We start from the raw sequence: 17,118 nt of genomic DNA, 5'->3' as shown, positions 1-17,118 counted from the left end.
ACAGCCCGTCAGCAGCCCGTCAGCAGAGCACGAACACAGGAGCAATCAGATGAACATCGGCGACCTCGTCCCCGACTTCACCCTGCCCGACCAGACCGGAACGCCCCGGTCCCTGGGCGAGTTCCTCGCCCAGGGCCCCGTGGTGCTGTTCTTCTACCCGGCGGCCATGAGCCCCGGTTGCACCAAGGAGGCCTGCCACTTCCGCGACCTGGCCACGGAGTTCAAGGCCGTGGGTGCGCAGCGTCTGGGCATCAGCCCCGACGCGCCGGAGAAGCAGCAGCAGTTCGCCGAGCGGCACTCGTTCGACTACCCGCTGCTGTCCGACCCCGACGGCAAGGTCGCCGGCCTCTTCGACGCGCGCCGGGGCTGGGGTCCGCTCAACGCCAAGCGCAAGACCTTCGTCATCGACACGGACTTCCGGCTGATCGAGGCGATCAAGAGCGAGCTGAACATGAACACGCATGCCGACATGGCCCTTGAGGCCCTGCGCGAGCGTGGACCGGCCGCTCGGTAGGGGGCCGTCGCCCTGGACGGCACGGGATGCGCGGGGTTCGGTCCGGGGAGTCTCTCCATCGACTCCGCTCGGACGGGAGCCCGCGCATTCTGCACGCAGCACCGTCGGGGCAGGTCAGAAGTAGCCCTCGCGGAGGGCGTAGGCGACGGCGTGGGCGCGGTTGCGGAGTCTGAGGCGGTTCGTCAGGCCGTAGATCAGGTTCTTGATGGTGCGTTCGGAGTAGGAGAGCCGACTGGCTATCTCCGCCGTGTCCAGCCCCTCCGCGACCAACCGCAGCACGTCGACCTCGCGCGGGGCCAGTCCGGCCGCCGGGGCGGCGAGGTGGTCCGGGCCGCTGCGGCGGAGGGCGCCGACCTGGGCGACCAGTTTGCCGAGCAGGTCCGACGGCATGTCTCCGTCGCCGCGCGAGGCCGCCAGTACCGCGCGGCGCAGCTGCGCGCCCGTGGCCTCGTGACGCCAGACGATCGTGCCCACCCCGCACTCGATCACCCGCAGCAGTTCCGCCTCCCGCAGCAGCGCGGCGACCAGAACCACCCGGGTGCCGTCCGCGCGCAGTTGCCGCAGCCGGCGGACCGTCGCCTCGTCCAGCGACTCGGTCAGCACCACGGCCACCGTCCCGGGCGGGCAGCCCGCCGCGTCCACCACCTCGACCGTCGACTGCCCGATCAGCTGGCCACGGGCGCCGACCGACGAGATCGGATCCGACGCGTAGACCACGACCGGGACCACGGCCTCCGCCGTGTCCAATGAAGCCGACATGACTGCCCCCTCCGACCAACTTCCCGACCAGCGTCCGACCTCCGCGCTGAGTCGAGGTCGACAGGACCATCGTCACCCGCGCAGCGGGTCCGATCCATCGGTGAGGGCAGGGCGGAAGACTTCCGTAAGTTCTCGATCCGTCACGCTGTGGCGGTGTGACCTGGGCAATCGTGCCGCCCCTGAGCCAGACTGACTGTGAGTCAGTTCGGCGGCGAGAGCTGCTCGCCACCGCCCTCGTCGTCGATCTCCAAGGTGAGCGTGATCCGGTGGGTGTGCGCGGTGCCGCCCTCGTGGCGGGCCTCGCCGGAGAAGACGTACGCCTTCACCGAGCCGGAGCCGCTGTTGGTGCGGTGCATCTCCAGACCCAGGTCGAGGACCACCTCCTTGACCCGGAACCGCAGGTCGGACTGCAGGCCCGCCTGCTGGGCGGCGCTCAAGCCGGAACGCACCGCGGCGATGGCCTCGGACAGTTCCATTCCGTCGAACTCCATCGGATCCTCGTCTACTTGGGCGGAGGCGGCCAGTTGGTCGCGGAGACCGTGCCGGGAGCGGATTGTGCCACGACCCGCCCCGCGTGCAGCGCCGCGAAGGTCGCGGCGTCCGCCTGGCCGGTGACCGGGATGCCCACGTCGCGCTGGTAGAACCGCAGCGCGCCCTGGACCGCGCCGTCGAAGGCCTGGCCGGGGTACGGGCCGCGCATCAGGTACTCGATGTTGTCCTGGGTGAGCGGGGCGGTCTTGTTCACGTCGCTGGTGCTGAAGTCGGCGTTGCTGCCCCAGATCACCGCGTTGTAGAGCCACACGACGTCCGAGTTGTCGTCGCCGGGCCGCAGCGACGGCGCCGACGACCCGAAGTGGGCCGTGAGCAGCGCGGTCATGGTGGCCCGGCCGAGGTTGCCGAGGCCGTCGCTCCTGACGGTCTGACCGTGGTACATCCGGTCGTCGGTCTGCTGGAACTGGGCGATCGCGGCGACGGTCGCCGGGTCCATGACGCCGATGGTCCGGTCGGTGTCACCCATCAGCCGGTCCTGGGCGAACTCGACGAACAGGTTCGGCCCGTCCCCGGCGCGGAAGGGCAACGGGCCGCGCGGCGCGGCCCGTTTACTGCCCCCGCCACCTCCGCCGCCCGCGCCGCCTCCACCGCCGGATCCGCCGCCCGTGCCACCGGAGGCCGAACCGCCGGACCCGCCCTGGGAGGCGGCCGGAGCGCCCGGCGTCGACCCCGGCGTGCCACCGGTGGCCGACGCGAGGCCTGAAGGCGCGGCTGCGGGCAGGGTGGTCGCGGCCACCGACTGGGTCAGTGGCCGCGCCAGGCTGTGCAGATGCGGCGCGTAGGCGAACCACAGTGCCACACAGGCGACGGCGAGTCCGGCGACCAGGCTGAATACGGTCGCCAACCAGCGCGGGAGCACCGCCAGTTGCACGAAAGTCCCGTCCACAGGGAGTCTCTCGGCCCCCGACCGCTGCGCCGTCAGCCGGAAAGGCCGGTTCTCCTTGCGGCCGAGCCAGGTGACGCGCTGGGGCCGGACCGTCGCCTTGACGAAGGCCGCCCGGCCGGGCTCGATCTGCACCGATGCCGGGTGGAGTTCGAACGCCAGCTGGTCGCCGTTGTCACCGCCGGCCACGGACGCGGTGACCCTGGTGTTGCCCAGGTTGTCGAGCGCGAGCACCGGCCGTCCGCGGAACCGCCCGCGGACCGTGTGCGGCACCAACTCGGCGCGCAGCTCGGTGAAGGGGGTGATGGTGAGGTTGCCCTCGGGGACGGTGGTCGCCTCCGGGTGCTCGCTCGGGACGACCTGGATGCCGTACGGGTTCGGACCGGCCGTGGCGTCCGGAGTGCGGGGTGGCGCGAAGCGGAGCTCGACGGTCCCCGTGGTCCCTGGGTAGAGCCTGAGGGTGGCGGGTTCGACGGTCACGTAGGGGGCGACGGCGCCGACCGGCACGAAGCGGTACTCGTCGACGATGTCGCCGGTGTTGCGCACCCGCAGGCGCACGAGGGCCGTGCCGCCGGGATCCACGGTGGTGGACGCAGGCTCGAGGGAAGTCCAGATGCTCACACCGGGACGCTAGTCACGGGCCGGAGGCCGGTCGCCAGGCGTCAGGTCAGACCTGTTGCCCGATCACCCTTCCGCGGAAGGGAACTTCGGCCTGAGCCCCGCACCGAACGCCGGGAGGCTGGCCGCGGCCCAGGCGGAGAAGGGGCGGGCAGGGCGGCCGAGGACGCGGCGGACGTCCTGGCTGACCTGCTGTTCCTGCGGGAGGGGGTGGCCGAGGATGTCGAGGGTGCCGTCGATGACCTCCTCCGGCATGAACGAGGCGAGGTGCTCCCTGGCCTGATCGCGGGTCAGTTCGACGAAGGCGACCGGCTCGCCGAGGGCGGCGGCGAGGGATTCGGCCTGCTCGCGCGGGGTGATCGGCTCGGGACCGGTCAGGACGTAGGTGCGTCCGTGATGGCGGTCCTCGCTCAGGACGGTGGCGGCCACGGCCGCGATGTCCGACGGGTCGACGACCGGGAGTGCCACGTCCGCGAACGGGGCGAACACGGTGCGCTGCTCGCGGACCGTCTCCGCCCAGGCGTAGGCGTTGGAGGCGAACCCGCCCGCGCGCAGGATCGTGTACTGCAGGCCGGAGTTGCGTACCGCCTGCTCGAACTCCCGCAGCCTGCCGTGGGAGAGGGCGAGCGGGCGGGTCTCGTTGATCTGCGAGGAGAGCAGGACGACCCGCTGGACGCCGGCCTCGCGCGCCATGGTGAGCAGCGCGTCGGCGGGCTCGCCCGGACCGTTGAGTTCGCCCGCCAGCAGGAGGAAGAGCGCCTCCGCGCCGTCGAGGACCGGGCGCAGGCTCTCGAAGTCGCCCAGATCGGCACGGGCATGGGTGACGCCGTCCGGGAGGTCCGTCGGCTGTTCGCGCCGCGATACGGCCACGACCTTCGCGCCTGCGGCGGAGAGGGTGGCGACCAGCGGGCGGCCGACGTTCCCGGTGGATCCGGTCACAACGATCATGATGAGCTCCTTGGCCTGTCGTGCATCGGGACATGGGATGGGGGTGTGCGATGACTCGTGTTTCGCCGGCTTTCCGAAGCTAGCATCCTGAGTAAAGTAGGTACCTAGAGGAAAGTGACTGTCGCTGAGGAGAGTGGCCGTGGGGAGCGCATCCATGACGAACCAGCCGAAGTCGGGCGGACCGGTGGAGGCAGGGCAGCAGGCGTGCCCGATCACGCCGGTCCTCGACATCGTCTTCAGTCGGTGGACGACGCCGATCCTGTGGACGCTCAACCAGTTCGGTCGGCAGCGTTTTGTCGAGCTGCACCGGAACATCGGCGGCATCACGGCCAAGGTGCTGACCCAGCGGTTGCGTCAACTGGAGCGCGACGGCCTGGTGGTGCGCACCTACTACCCGGAGGTTCCGCCGCGGGTCGAGTACGAGATCAGCGAGCTGGGTCGGAGCCTGGCGCCGCTGTTCGCCGCGCTGACCGAGTGGTCGGAGGAGCATCTGCCGCTGGTGGAGCAGGCCCGCGAGGCCTTCGACTCGGTGGAGCGGTAGGGCAGGAGGGCGGGGCTGCCGGACCGTTGTGCGAGACTCCCTCGGTGACGACGATCGACGAGCAGCAGGTTGCCCAGCAGGACGCAACGCCGAGCGCGACGCAGGACGCGCCGCTCTGGGCGCGGGGTGTGACCCGGGCGCTGGACCCGCAGAACGTGATCGTCGGCGTGCTGGTGCTGGTCGGGGCCGTCCGGCACGGCTGGGCGGGCGTCGGCTGGGCGCTGTTCGCGGCGGTGTTCGCGGGGGTGATTCCGCAGGGGATCATCACGCTGGCGATGCGGCGCGGCAAGGTCGCCGACCGCTACGTCGGGGACCGGGCGAAGCGGGCGAAGGTGCTGCCCGTGGTGCTGGTCTCGGTGGTGGTCGGGCTGGTGCTGATGGCCGTGCTCGGCGCGCCGCGCGAGCTGATCGCGATGATCCTGGCGATGTTCGCGACCCTGGTGCCGGTCATCGTCATTACCGCCGTGCTGAAGTGGAAGATCTCCCTGCACACGGCCGTCTCCGGCGGCGCGGTGGCGATGCTGGGCGTCGCGCTCGGCGCCTGGTGGGCGCTCGGGTACCTCGTGGTCGCGTTGATCGCCTGGTCCCGGGTGGTGCTCAGGGATCACACGGTGGCGCAGACCGTGGCGGGTGCGGTGCTCGGCGCGGTCGTCGCCGGTCTCACCTTCCGTGCTGGGGCCGGACTCTGACGCAGCGTCAACAAGCCTCGGACGGAAAGGCAGTCACGCGGACAGCGGGCGGGCCAGGGTGGCCAGGTGGGCGGCGTAGGCGTCGAGTGCCGCGTGGGCCTCGGCGTCGTCGCGGTCGATCAGCCAGTGGAGGGTGAGCCCGTCCAGGACGCTGAGGCCGTAGCGGGCCAGCACCGGTAGCGGGAGCGTCCACTCGACTCCGGCCAACTGGGCGGAGATCTCGAGTGACTGGCGGTAGACGTCGAGATAGTGCCGGTACTGACGGCGCGCCACGTCCGTCAGGCCGGGCTGGCGCATGGCGTACTGGGTGAGCTCGTAGGTCAGTTGGTGCTCGTCCGGGCTTGCGGTGATCTGCGCCCAGTAGGTCTGCAGGGTGGCCCGGATGATGTCCGGCACCGGTTCGTCCTTGATCTCCACGACCTGTGCGGTGGTCGGGGCCATCGCCCGGCTCATGATGCGCTCGACGACGCTGGTGAGCAGCTCCTCCTTGGAGCGGAAGCAGTAGTGGAACGCGCCGAGCGGCAGCCCCGCCTCGGCGACGACGGCGCGGGTGGTGGCCCCTGCGACGCCTTCGCGGATCATGACCCGGATCGCGGCCTCCAGCAGTTCCTCGCGGCGCTCGTCGGCGGAACGGCGGGTCATGCGGACTCCGGATTCGCTGGGGGCGCGTCGGCTCGACGCGGTTCGGTGGAGGAAACCTATCCCACGGGCTCCGACCGCCGTGGCGGAACTTGGTCAAGCGTCCAAGTCAAGGCCGTACAACCCTTGACTTGGACGCCTGACCAAGTCCACGCTCTCCTCTGTTCCTCCGCACGGCGTGCTTTTCCCTTCGCGTGCCGTGCGGAGGGCCGAACCCATCGGACTGATCTCATCGGACTGATCCCACCAAGACCGGGGAGGACTCCGGCATGACGAGCGAGTGGCGCAACTGGGCCGGCAACCAGCAGGCACGTCCGGCGCGGGTGCTGCGTCCGACGGACGTGGCGCAGGTCGCCGACGCCGTCGCGGGTGCGGTGCGGGACGGTCGGCGGGTCAAGGCCGTCGGCGCCGGGCACTCGTTCTCGCCGGCCGCCGTCGCGCCCGGCGTGCAGCTGCGGCTGGACGGGCTCGACGCGCTGGTCTCGGTCGACGCCGACTCCGGGCTGGTCACCGTCGGCGCGGGGATGCCGCTGTGGAAACTCAACCCGCTGCTCGCCGAGCACGGGCTGGCGATGGAGATCCTCGGCGACATCGACCGGCAGACCGTCGCCGGGGCGATCTCGACCGGCACGCACGGCTCCGGTATCCGGTTCGGCAGCATCTCGACGCAGATCCGCGCGCTGCAACTGGTCCTGGCCGACGGCGAGGTGGTCCGCTGCTCGCCGGACGAGCGGCCGGAGCTGTTCGCGGCCGCTCGGGTCGGGCTGGGTGCGCTGGGCGTGATCACCGAGGTGACCTTCCAGTGCGTCCCGCGCTTCGCGCTGCGGGCCCACGACGCGCAGATGCCGGTGGCCGAGACGCTCGGCCGGATCGACGAACTCGCCGAGGGCAACGACCACTTCGAGTTCTTCTGGTTCCCGCACAGTGCCACGACGCTGACCCGCAGGTTCCAGCGGCTCACCGGGGACGTACCGTTGCAGCCGATCCCGGAGTTCAGCAGGAAGCTGGACGAGGCGCTCAGCGGGCCGGGCTTCGAGGCGCTGAACCGGCTGGGCACGCGGTTTCCGGCGCTGGTCGCACCGATCGCCCGGTTCTCGGCGCGGGCCATGTCGGGCCGTCAGTGGACCGACGTCTCGTACAAGGTCTTCGCCTCGGCCCGCGACGTCCGGTTCCGTGAGGGCGAGTTCTCCATCCCGCGCGAGCACGCCGTCGCGGCGCTGCGCGAGATCAAGCGCTGGGTCGACGGCAGCGGCGAGGGCGTTTCCTTCCCGCTGGAGGTCCGGTTCACGGCGCCCGACGACATCTGGCTGTCGACCGCGCACGGCCGCGAGAGCTGCTACATCGCCTTCCACCAGTACCACCGGATGCCGCACCGCCGGTACTTCGAGGCCTGCCAGTCCATCCTGGGCTCCTTCGGCGGACGGCCGCACTGGGGCAAGATGCACAGCCTCGACGCCGACGTCCTGCGCACCCGCTACCCGCGCTTCGACGACTTCGTCGCGCTCCGCGACAAGGTCGATCCGACGGGCGTCTTCGCCAACCCGTACCTGGATCACGTGCTCGGCATCGCGCCGGGCGCGGCCCCTGCTCCGGGCGGCCCGGCGGACATGCTGGCGTGAGCTGGAGTTGACGATGGGTCAGTCGGGCACGTCGGGGGCGTCCGGCGGCGGTCCCGGGTAGCGGGTCAGGCGGGCGAGGACAGGCGTCAGCGACGGCTCCGGCGTCGACGCGCGGCGCGGAGCGAGAGCTGGACGCCGGTGCCGGCGGCGAGGAGCAGCAGCGAGACCTCGACGGCCTCCGTCGGGTCGATGCCGCCGCCGGTCGCGGCGAGCTGCTCGCCGCCGTGCTCACGGTGCTCACCGTGCTCGGCGTTGTCGTCGGACGGGCGGTGGTGGTGGCCGGCGGGCTTCCCCTCGACGTGGAGAGGGATGACGCGGCGGTCGTAGTGGTCGTTGTGCTTGTCCAGCACGGTGACGGAGTCGTGGCCGGTGAAGCCCGGGTGGGGGATGTAGACCCAGCCCTGCGGCGTGTCCTCGACCTTGCCGTGGCTCGGTGGGACGAGCACGTCGACGATCGCGGGCGAGTCCGGGAGGGGGGTCGGCGCGTCTCCCTTGATGACCAGCGGCGGGGCGGTGACCTCGGGCGGGCAGGTGAGGGAGAAGTCCGTGCCGGTCACGTCGTGGTCGGTGATGTCGACGGTGTGGTCGGTGGCCTGTGCGTTGAGGCCGGTCGGGGTTTCGAGGTGGACCTCGTAGTCACCGGCCGCGACGTCGGGGAAGCTGTAGTCGCCGTTGGCGTCGGTCGTGGTGACGACGTGGTGGCCGTGGCGGTCGAGGACGGGCGTGCCGTCCGCGTGGCGCAGTTCCAGGGTCACGGGTCGACTGTCCGGGCAGCCGATGTGGACGTGGCCGCCCAGGTCGTGGCCGGTGTCGGCCACCCAGATCTGGTAGACCGGGTTGCCGGACTGACGGGCGAAGGTGAAGCTGATCGACTCGACCGGCACGGTCGGCCGGAACCAGCCCGAGGCGCCGTTGGTGTCCACGGAGTTGCCGCGCAACGTCGAGCTGCCGGGCTGCCACGCGGGCAGGTCGCCGTCGACCTTGCCCCCGCAGGTGCTCGGCACGGGCGAGACGCCGTTGCAGTAGTTGAACGCGCCCTGCCAGCCGAGCTCGGCGGCGGAGAGCGGGACGCCGCCCGGGCCGGTCCCGGTGATGTGCACGCTGTCGGCGTCCACGTCACCGAGGGTGAAACCCCAGCCCAGCGGGGTGGGGGACGCGAAGCGCAGCGTGGTGGTCGACGGGGCGCGGTTGGCGGCGGTGTACGCGAGCAGGTAGTCCTCGCCGCGCGAGGAGCCGTAGGCCCGGCCGAACGGCGTGGCTGCGTTGAGGAAGGTGCTCGCGCCGTTGTACACCCGGGCGGGGGACGCGTCGGTGCTCACCTGTGCGACGGGGAAGCCGGTCTGAGGCAGCACCAGGTCGCCTGCGTCGCCGCTGACGTGCCAGTGCCCGTAGTCGCTGCCACTGCCCCCTCCGCTTGCTGCGACCGCGAGGCCCGGGCCGACGGCGAGGACTGCGGCGGCGACGACGGCGGTGGCCATGGTGGTGCGGAGGTGGGTGCCGAGGGTCCGGGTGCGGGAACGCACAGTGGGGTCAGCCTTTCGAGCGGCGGCAGGGACACATGCGCCGCGACGTCCCGGAGGCAGCCCGGTGAATGCGGCGTATCTGACGTTCTGTCACACAATCGGACCCGCGACGCCGCTCCCCGCCGGAGTGAACCGGCGCGGCCCACCCGATTCACCCGCATGGACGAACGGACGAATGGACGAATAGACAAATGGCTCGTCAGGACCACGACATGCCGAAGCCGTCCGGTGGCGTGTCCTCGGGTTCGGCGAACTCCTGGTCCCCGACCTCGTCCTCGATCCCGTCCTCGTCCTCGTCGTCGTTGAACTCGCTGGCCAGCGGCCACTTCCTGGCGATCTTCGTCAGCGCCGGGCCGGGGACGAAGTACTGCTCGAAGTACCCGCAGTCGGTGCACACGTAGTCGTCCGACTCGGCCCGCGTGGAGAGAAGACCACTGATCCGGATGACCGGAGCCTGACCGCGGTAGATCCCGCCGAACATGGTGTGGACCTCGGACGACCCGCACTTCGGGCAGATACCGGAACGCATGCGCGGGACCTTACACGGCCGGTGTGACGCGTCAGCTCAGACCCCGTACACCCGCTCCGCGTTGCCGCCCAGCACGGCGGCCTGCTCGGACGGGGAGAGCGTCGCGATGAGCTCGCGGGTCGTCGTGAGCACGCGGGCGTAGTCGGCGGCGAGGGTGGAGACCGGCCAGTCGGAGCCGAAGAGGAGGCGGGTGGGGCCGAAGGCGGTGAGGGCGGTGTCGGCGAAGGGGCGGAGGTCGTCGGTAGTCCATGAGTGCCAGTCGGCCTCGGTGGGGAGGCCGGAGAGCTTGGCGACGGTGTTCGGCAAGGCTGCGAAGGCACGGAGGTGCGAGGCCCATGGCTCCAGCGCGGCGGCGGCGATCGGGGGCTTGCCGAGGTGGTCGAGGACGAAGGTCAGCTCCGGCAGTGCGGCGGCGGCGCGGGTGGCGGCGGGGAGTTGGGTCGGCAGGATGACCAGGTCGTAGGCGAGCCCCGCCGTCGCGACCGCGCGCAGGCCGCGCTGGACGTCCGGGCGGAGCAGCCACTCCGGGTCGGGCTCGCCCTGGACCTGGTGGCGGATGCCGACGAGGTGGCGTCCGCCGGGGCCGGAGCGGAGTGCGGCGAGGGTGTCGGCAACGTCGGGCGCGGTGAGGTCCGTCCAGCCGACCACGCCGACGACCAGCGGGTCGGTCGCCGCGAGGGCGAGGAACTCGGGCGTCTCGTCGGGGACGCAGATCGTCTGGACCAGCACGGTGGCGTCCACGCCCGCCGTACGGGCCAGGGGGCGAAGCTCGTCGAGGGTGAAGTCGCGTCGCAGCGGGGCGAGTTCGGGGCCGGTGATCCAGTCCTGGTCGCGGACGGAGAGGTCCCAGACGTGGTGGTGCGCGTCGACGACGCGCGGTGCCTCGGCCGCGCTCACAACTGCCACACCACGGGGAGCGTCGCGTCCGCGCCGCCCTCGGAGTAGTCGTGGGAGACCTCCAACAGCTCGCTCATCCGCGCCTGCCAGGCGGTGTTGACCGGCAGCTTCTCCAACTGGGCAAGCAGCGCCGCGTAGTCGTCGACCTCCAGGACGTGGAAGAGGTCGGTGCCGCTGCGCCAGATCGTCCACTCGCGCGCGCCCGCGGCGCGGATCGCCGCGGTGAGCTCGGCCGGGACCTCGCGGTGGGCCTGCTCGTAGTCGGCTATCCGGTCGGCGCGGACGCGGGTGTGCAGGGCGACTCTCATGCGGACGGCTCCTGGGTGTCGGTGACGATGACCACGTCGAGCGTGCGCGGGCCGTGGACGCCTTCGACGCGGTCGAGTTCGATGTCGCTGGTGGCGGAGGGGCCGGAGACGAAGGTCAGCGGCCGGGCCGGGTCGAGGCGGGCGAGGGCGTCCGGGACGTCGCCTGCGACCTGGTCGGCGCGGACGACGCACAGGTGGTAGTCGGGCAGCAGGGTGAGCACCCGCCGCCCCTGGCCGGGGCCGGCGTCCAGGACGAGGGTGCCCGTCACGGCGATCCCGGCGGCGCAGGCCGTCAGCACGGCGTCGGCGGCCTCCAGTTCGGGAACGCTGAGCGGCTCGCGCAGCACCGCCCACGGCCCGTCCGGGAGCCAGACGTCCGGTAGACCGTCGGGGACGACGAGCGAGCTGACGCCGCGTCGGGTCAGCAGCTCGGCGATCGCGCCGGGGGCGTCGGCGGCGCTGACCTGCGTGACGTCGGCGCGGTAGTCGGCGACGCGTTCGGCGAAGAGGGCCACGATGTCCGAGCCCTCGGCGTGGTCGCGGCGGTAGTCGCGGGGAACCGGGACGTCCTCGGGCGTCTCGTCGGCGGGGACGTCGGCGAGGGCCGCGCGGATGCGGGCGAGGACGGTGTCGCGGGCCGTCATGACTCGCCTCCTCCTGTGCTGCGCGTGCGCTGCCACCAGGCGCGGAAGGACTCCGCGGGCGGAGCGGGGGTGTCGCGGCTGTCGGTCCAGCCGTGGATCGGTCCGGGGACGGGGCCGATGACGCCCTTGCGGGCGACCAGCCGTCCGCCGAGCGAGGCGGCACGCTGCGCGGCGGCCAGCCGGTCGGGGCGGGAGAGGACGGCGGTGGCGGCCTTCATCGCCAGCGCCTCGGCGCTGGGGGTGCGGCGCTTGGCGCGCTTGGCCTCGACGACCTTGGCCCGGAGGTGGGTGAGCACCTCCGGGATGTTGATCTTCACCGGGCATGCCTCGTAGCAGGCGCCGCAGAGCGTGGAGGCGAACGGCAGGGTGTCCGCCGCGTTCCCGGCGGCACCGTCGACGCCGACCAGCTGCGGGGTGAGGATCGCGCCGATCGGGCCCGGGTAGACGGAGCCGTAGGCGTGGCCGCCGGTCCGCTCGTAGACCGGGCAGACGTTGAGGCAGGCGGAGCAGCGGATGCAGCCCAGCGCCTGGCGGCCGACGGTGTCGGCCAGCGTCGCGGTGCGACCGTTGTCGAGCAGCACCAGGTGGAAGGTCTGCGGACCGTCACCGGGGGTGACGCCCTGCCAGGTGGAGGTGTAGGGGTTCATCCGCTCGCCGGTGGAGGAGCGCGGCAGCAGCTGAAGGAAGACCTCCAGGTCCTGCCACTGCGGCAGGACCTTCTCGATGCCCATCACGGTGATCAGCGTCCGGGGCAGGGTCAGGCACATCCGGCCGTTGCCCTCGGACTCGACCACGCCGACCGTCCCGGTCTCGGCGATGGCGAAGTTGGCTCCGGAGACGGCGACGTCGGCGCGCAGGAACTTCTCGCGCAGGTGCTGGCGGGCCGCCTCCGCCAGGGCGCGCGGGTCGTCGGTCAGGTCCTCGGGGGCGGGGCGACCCCACTCGGCCATCTGCTGCCGGAAGATCTCGCGGATCTCGGCCCGGTTGCGGTGGATGGCCGGGACCAGGATGTGCGAGGGGCGGTCGTCGCCGAGCTGGACGATCAGCTCCGCCAGGTCGGTCTCGTAGGCACGGATCCCGGCCGCCTCCAGCGCCTCGTTGAGGCCGATCTCCTGCGTGGCCATGGACTTGACCTTGACCACCTCGGACTGTCCGGTGGCGCGGACGAGTTCGGTGACGATCCGGTTGGCCTCGGCCGCGTCGGCGGCCCAGTGGACCACGCCGCCCGCCTTGGTGACCGACTCCTCCAGCTGGAGCAGGTAGCGGTCCAGATGACGCAGCGTCCGCAGCTTGAGCGCGGCACCCGCCTCGCGCAGCTGCTCCCAGTCGTCGAGTTCGGCGGTGACGCGCAGCCGCTTGTCCCGGATCGTCGTGGTGGCCTTGCGCAGGTTGCGGCGCAACTGTGGGTCGGCCAGGGCGGTGTGGGCCGCCTGCGGGAAGGTGGGGCTGCCCAGCCAGACGACGTTGGCGCCGGTACTCATGCGTGGCCACCTTCTGTCGAGGCGAGGATCTCCGCCAGATGGAGCGTGCCGATGCCGGTCCGGAGCCGGGAGAGGCCGCCGCCGATGTGCATCAGGCAGGAGTTGTCGGCCGCGCAGAGCACGTCCGCGCCGGTGCCGACGACGCTGCGCATCTTGTCGCCGAGCATCGCCGTGGACGTCTCGGCGTTCTTGAGCGCGAAGGTGCCGCCGAAGCCGCAGCAGGACTCGGCACCGGGCAGCTCGACCAGGTCGATGCCGCGCACCGCGCGCAGCAGCCGCAGCGGCTTGTCGCCCAGGTGCAGGCCGCGCAGCGAGTGGCAGGTCGGGTGGTAGGTGACCCGGTGCGGGAAATACGCGCCGACGTCGGTCACGTCCAGGACGTCCGTCAGAAACTCGGTGAACTCGTGGACGCGCGGCACGACGTCGGCGACGTCCCGGCGCAGCGCCGCGTCGCCCAACTGCTCCGCCAGCACCGCGTGGTTCTCTTGGACCATGCCCGCGCACGACGCCGACGGCGTGATGATCGCGTCGTAGCCCGCGAAGGCGTCGGCGAAGCCGCGGACCAGCGGCATCGCCTCGGGTCGGTAGCCGGTGTTGAAGTGCATCTGGCCGCAACAGGTCTGCGCGAGCGGGAAGTCGACCTGGTGGCCCAGCCGTTCCAGCACCCGGACCACGGCCTTGCCAGTCTCCGGGAACATCGTGTCGTTGAAGCAGGTGACGAAGAGCGCGACGCGCATCAGGCGGTCACCCACTCGTGGGCGTACGCGTCGAGCGCGTCCCACAGCGCGTCCGGGACGCGGACGTCGAGCATCGTGCGGGCGTCCGCGATCTCGGCGGGCGTGCGGGCGCCGACCAGGACTCCGGCCACGGCCCGCTGTCGCAACGGGAACTGGAGGGCCGCCGCGCGCAACGGCACGTCGTACTCGGCGCAGAGCGCCTTGAGGCGCAGCGCCCGCTCCAGCAACTGCGGTGACGCGGGCGCGTAGTCGAAGGTCGCGCCGGGCCTCGGGTCGGCCAGCAGGCCGGAGTTGAAGACCCCGCCGACCAGCACCGAGGCCCCGCGCCGCTCCGCCTCGGGCAGCAGGGCGTCGCCCCCGCTGCGGTCGAGCAGCGAGTAACGCCCGGCCAGCAGCACCACGTCGACGTCCGTCTCGCGGAGGAAGCGCGTCAGCATCGCGGTCTGGTTCATGCCCGCGCCGATCGCGCGGACCACGCCCTCGGCGCGCAGCCGCTCCAACGCCGGGTAGCCGGTGGCGAAGGCCTGCCGCTCGTGGTCGTCGGGGTCGTGCAGGTAGGCGATGTCGATCCGGTCCAGGCCGAGCCGGGTCAGGCTCTCCTCGATGCTGCGGCGGACGCCGTCGGCGCTGAAGTCCCAGACGCGTTCGTGCGTCGCGGGGACGGCGAAGCCGTGGGCGAGGTCGTTCCCGGTCGGGTCGTGCTTGGGGCGGAGCAGGCGGCCGACCTTGGTCGACAGCGTGTAGGCGTCCCGCGGCCGCTCCCGCAGGGCCGCGCCCAGGCGGCGTTCGGAGAGGCCGAGCCCGTAGTGCGGCGCGGTGTCGAAGGTGCGGACGCCCGCCTCCCACGCCGCGTCGACGGTGGCGCGGGCCTCGTCGTCGCCGACCTGCGTGAAGAGGTTGCCCAGCGGCGCGGCGCCGAGCGCGAGTCGGGTGACCTGCACCCTGCTGCGGCCCAGCAGTCGGAGCCGGCCCGAGGTCTGGAGAGAGCTCACACCGCTTACCTTTCCACGCCCGCGGGCCCTGATGCGGGACCAGAGGAGCCGGCGAGATCTGAGGAGATGGCCGCGGGACCCGAGGTGCTCTCGGCGGGACGCAGCCGCAGTCCGGCCATGCCGCCGTCGACGGCGAGCGAGGTGCCGGTGGTCGACCCGGCGGCCGGGCCGGCCAGATAGGCGACGGCGGCGGCGATCTCGTCCGCGGACACCAGCCGGCCGTGCGGCTGCCGGGCCTGGAGGGCGGCGCGCTCGGCGGCCGGGTCCGGCGCGGCGTCGAGCAGCCGGCCGACCCACGGGGTGTCCACCGTGCCGGGGTTCACGCAGTTGACGCGGATGCCCTCGCGGACGTGGTCGGCGGCCATGGCCAGGGTCAGCGAGAGCACCGCGCCCTTGCTGGCCGAGTAGAGCGCGCGCTGCGGCAGCCCGGCGGTCGCGGCGATGGAGCAGGTGTTGACGATCGCCGCATGGGCCGAGCGGCGCAGGTGCGGCAGCGCGGCGCGCGTGGTGCGGACGATGCCGAGGACGTTGACGTCCAGGACGCGGTGCCACTGCTCGTCGGGGTTGTCCTCGACGGTTCCGGCCGCGCCGATGCCCGCGTTGTTGACCAGGATGTCCAGCCCACCCAGCGCCTCGACGGCGGCGGCGACCGCCGCGCGGACCGAGGCGTCGTCGCTGACGTCGGCGGTGAAGCCGAGCAGCGGTTTCGGGGCCGTGCTCGGGTCCAGGTCGAGGACGGCGACCTGCGCGCCGCGCTCGGCGAGCAGGGTGGCGGTGGCGAGTCCGATCCCGGAGGCGCCGCCGGTGACGAGGGCGCGCAGCCCGTGGAGGTCGTTCATGCGGTGGCTCCTTCGGTCGGGTCTCCCGCGTTCTCGGCCAGGTCGGCGGCCCAGAACGTGCCGGTGGGGTAGGTGTAGGCGGCGATCGACTCCGGGTGCATCTCGGCGGAGAAGCCGGGCGTCAGCGGCGCCTGGTAGTGGCCGTCGCGGATCACCGTCGGGGTGAGGAAGTGCTCGTGCAGGTGGTCCACGTACTCGACGACCCGGTCCTCGGTGGTGCCGGAGAGCGCGACGTAGTCGAACATCGAGAGGTGCTGCACCAGTTCGCACAGCCCGACCCCGCCCGCGTGCGGGCAGACCGGGATGCCGAACCTGGCGGCCAGCAGCAGGATGGCCAGGTTCTCGTTCACCCCGCCGACCCGCGCCGCGTCCAGTTGCAGCACGTCGATCGCGCGCGCCTGGAGCAACTGCTTGAAGACAATGCGGTTCTGCACGTGCTCGCCGGTGGCGACCTTGACCGGCTCGACCGCCTCGCGGATCGTGGCGTGGCCGAGGACGTCGTCCGGGCTGGTGGGCTCCTCGATCCAGTACGGGTCGAACTCGGCCAGGGCGTTGGTCCATTCGATCGCCTGGGCCACGTCCCAGCGCTGGTTGGCGTCGATGGCCATCCGCACGTCCGGGCCGATCGCGGCGCGCGCGGCGCGGCAGCGGCGGACGTCGTCGGCGAGGTCGGCGCCGACCTTCAGCTTGATCTGGGTGAAGCCCTCGGCCACCGCCTCCTTGGCCAGCCGGGTCAGCTTCTCGTCGCTGTAGCCGAGCCAGCCGGGGGAGGTGGTGTAGCCGGGGTAGCCGCGCTCCAGCAGGTCGGCGGTTCGTGCCTCGCGTCCGGCGCGGGCGGAGCGGAGCAGGGTGAGCGCCTGCTCGGGGGTGAGCGCGTCGGTGAGGTAGCGGAAGTCGACCTGGGAGACCAGCCACTCCGGCTCGGCCTCGGCCAGGAACCGCCACAGCGGCAGCCCGGCCCGCTTGGCGGCCAGGTCCCACACCGCGTTGACCACGGCCCCGATGGCCATGTGCATCACGCCCTTCTCGGGACCGAGCCAGCGCAGCTGGCTGTCGCCGATCAGGTCGCGGCTGAGCGAACCCGGGTCCGCGCACAGCTCGCTGACGGACCGTCCGACCACGTGGTCGCGCAGCGCCTCGATGGCGGCGACCTGGACGTCGTTGCCGCGGCCGATGGTGAAGGCGAAGCCGTGTCCGCTCAGCCCGTCGCCCGCGTCGGTGCGCAGCACCAGATAGGCGGCCGAGTAGTCGGGGTCGGGGTTCATCGCGTCCGACCCGTCCAGCGACCGGGAGGTGGGGAAGCGGATGTCGTAGGTGTCGACTGCGGTGATCCGCGCTGTGGTCCGCGTCGTGTGCGCGGCAGCCGCGTGAGCGGGCATGGGGCTCTCCGGAGGCGTCGGGCAGAA

The 17,118-nt window shown here is 72.1% G+C and carries 19 protein-coding genes; 4 read left to right on the top strand and 15 right to left on the bottom strand.

From position 1 onward, the window contains the following. Positions 1 to 49 precede the first annotated feature (49 nt). Positions 50 to 514: a peroxiredoxin gene (locus I2501_RS34535; RefSeq protein ID WP_196198125.1), complete on the top strand. Its 465-nt coding sequence runs from the start codon at positions 50 to 52 to the stop codon at positions 512 to 514. Positions 515 to 628: 114 nt separating this feature from the next. On the opposite strand, the gene I2501_RS34530 is transcribed toward I2501_RS34535, so the two are convergent. The 4 genes from I2501_RS34530 to I2501_RS34515 form a co-directional block, all read right to left on the bottom strand. Continuing rightward, on the bottom strand, positions 629 to 1,273 hold the full coding sequence (locus tag I2501_RS34530; RefSeq protein ID WP_196198124.1) for a helix-turn-helix transcriptional regulator: 645 nt from the start codon (positions 1,271 to 1,273) through the stop codon (positions 629 to 631). Positions 1,274 to 1,473: 200 nt separating this feature from the next. Continuing rightward, positions 1,474 to 1,764 carry a trypco2 family protein gene (locus tag I2501_RS34525; RefSeq protein ID WP_196198123.1) on the bottom strand — a complete coding sequence of 97 codons (291 nt, stop codon included), beginning with the start codon at positions 1,762 to 1,764 and terminating at the stop codon, positions 1,474 to 1,476. 11 nt (positions 1,765 to 1,775) lie between these two features. Next, on the bottom strand, positions 1,776 to 3,329 hold the full coding sequence (locus I2501_RS34520; protein ID WP_196198122.1) for a peptidoglycan-binding protein: 1,554 nt from the start codon (positions 3,327 to 3,329) through the stop codon (positions 1,776 to 1,778). Between the two features lie 63 nt (positions 3,330 to 3,392). Beyond that, the gene (locus tag I2501_RS34515) at positions 3,393 to 4,274 is read right to left on the bottom strand and encodes an SDR family oxidoreductase (RefSeq protein WP_196198121.1); all 882 of its coding nucleotides are present in this window, start codon (positions 4,272 to 4,274) and stop codon (positions 3,393 to 3,395) included. A gap of 154 nt (positions 4,275 to 4,428) precedes the next feature. Between I2501_RS34515 and I2501_RS34510 the strand changes: the two genes are divergently transcribed. Then, positions 4,429 to 4,815, top strand: a complete 387-nt coding sequence (locus tag I2501_RS34510; protein WP_196198120.1) for a winged helix-turn-helix transcriptional regulator — start codon at positions 4,429 to 4,431, stop codon at positions 4,813 to 4,815. A 44-nt stretch (positions 4,816 to 4,859) separates the two neighbouring features. Next, a complete protein-coding gene (locus I2501_RS34505; protein WP_236047789.1) occupies positions 4,860 to 5,504 on the top strand; it encodes a phosphatase PAP2 family protein in 645 nt (214 codons plus the stop codon). A gap of 33 nt (positions 5,505 to 5,537) precedes the next feature. On the opposite strand, the gene I2501_RS34500 is transcribed toward I2501_RS34505, so the two are convergent. After that, positions 5,538 to 6,146: a TetR/AcrR family transcriptional regulator gene (locus I2501_RS34500; RefSeq protein WP_196198119.1), complete on the bottom strand. Its 609-nt coding sequence runs from the start codon at positions 6,144 to 6,146 to the stop codon at positions 5,538 to 5,540. A gap of 266 nt (positions 6,147 to 6,412) precedes the next feature. Here I2501_RS34500 and I2501_RS34495 point away from each other — a divergent pair, with 266 nt between their 5' ends. After that, positions 6,413 to 7,762 (top strand): D-arabinono-1,4-lactone oxidase, encoded by a 1,350-nt coding sequence (locus tag I2501_RS34495; RefSeq protein WP_196198118.1) that lies wholly within the window; start codon positions 6,413 to 6,415, stop codon positions 7,760 to 7,762. 86 nt (positions 7,763 to 7,848) lie between these two features. On the opposite strand, the gene I2501_RS34490 is transcribed toward I2501_RS34495, so the two are convergent. The 10 genes from I2501_RS34490 to I2501_RS34445 all read right to left on the bottom strand — a co-directional run bounded on the left by I2501_RS34490 (position 7,849) and on the right by I2501_RS34445 (position 17,091). Continuing rightward, the gene (locus tag I2501_RS34490; protein WP_196198117.1) at positions 7,849 to 9,285 is read right to left on the bottom strand and encodes an SdrD B-like domain-containing protein; all 1,437 of its coding nucleotides are present in this window, start codon (positions 9,283 to 9,285) and stop codon (positions 7,849 to 7,851) included. 199 nt (positions 9,286 to 9,484) lie between these two features. After that, a complete protein-coding gene (locus I2501_RS34485; protein ID WP_196198116.1) occupies positions 9,485 to 9,814 on the bottom strand; it encodes a hypothetical protein in 330 nt (109 codons plus the stop codon). A gap of 36 nt (positions 9,815 to 9,850) precedes the next feature. Continuing rightward, positions 9,851 to 10,720 (bottom strand): amidohydrolase family protein, encoded by an 870-nt coding sequence (locus tag I2501_RS34480; RefSeq protein WP_328806831.1) that lies wholly within the window; start codon positions 10,718 to 10,720, stop codon positions 9,851 to 9,853. Then, positions 10,708 to 11,019: an L-rhamnose mutarotase gene (locus I2501_RS34475; protein WP_196198115.1), complete on the bottom strand. Its 312-nt coding sequence runs from the start codon at positions 11,017 to 11,019 to the stop codon at positions 10,708 to 10,710. Before I2501_RS34475 ends, I2501_RS34480 begins: the two co-directional genes overlap by 13 nt. Next, complete coding sequence (locus tag I2501_RS34470) at positions 11,016 to 11,663, bottom strand: LutC/YkgG family protein (RefSeq protein WP_196198114.1); 648 nt, start codon at positions 11,661 to 11,663, stop codon at positions 11,016 to 11,018. The genes I2501_RS34475 and I2501_RS34470 overlap by 4 nt, the downstream gene beginning before the upstream one ends. Further along, a complete protein-coding gene (locus tag I2501_RS34465; RefSeq protein WP_196198113.1) occupies positions 11,660 to 13,144 on the bottom strand; it encodes a LutB/LldF family L-lactate oxidation iron-sulfur protein in 1,485 nt (494 codons plus the stop codon). The genes I2501_RS34470 and I2501_RS34465 overlap by 4 nt, the downstream gene beginning before the upstream one ends. Continuing rightward, positions 13,141 to 13,881, bottom strand: a complete 741-nt coding sequence (locus tag I2501_RS34460) for a (Fe-S)-binding protein (RefSeq protein WP_196198112.1) — start codon at positions 13,879 to 13,881, stop codon at positions 13,141 to 13,143. The genes I2501_RS34465 and I2501_RS34460 overlap by 4 nt, the downstream gene beginning before the upstream one ends. Then, positions 13,881 to 14,873, bottom strand: coding sequence for an aldo/keto reductase (locus I2501_RS34455; protein WP_196198111.1), 993 nt, complete (start codon positions 14,871 to 14,873; stop codon positions 13,881 to 13,883). Before I2501_RS34455 ends, I2501_RS34460 begins: the two co-directional genes overlap by 1 nt. A 5-nt stretch (positions 14,874 to 14,878) precedes the next feature. Then, a complete protein-coding gene (locus tag I2501_RS34450) occupies positions 14,879 to 15,712 on the bottom strand; it encodes an SDR family NAD(P)-dependent oxidoreductase (RefSeq protein WP_196198110.1) in 834 nt (277 codons plus the stop codon). Then, positions 15,709 to 17,091, bottom strand: coding sequence for an L-fuconate dehydratase (locus I2501_RS34445; RefSeq protein WP_196198109.1), 1,383 nt, complete (start codon positions 17,089 to 17,091; stop codon positions 15,709 to 15,711). The genes I2501_RS34450 and I2501_RS34445 overlap by 4 nt, the downstream gene beginning before the upstream one ends. Positions 17,092 to 17,118: the final 27 nt, after the last annotated feature.

This window comes from Streptacidiphilus fuscans (genome assembly GCF_015690355.1).
In the GTDB taxonomy this organism is placed as follows: domain Bacteria; phylum Actinomycetota; class Actinomycetes; order Streptomycetales; family Streptomycetaceae; genus Streptacidiphilus; species Streptacidiphilus fuscans.
Note: the sequence above shows the minus strand (reverse complement) of the source record. Positions and strands in the feature narration are given on the sequence as shown.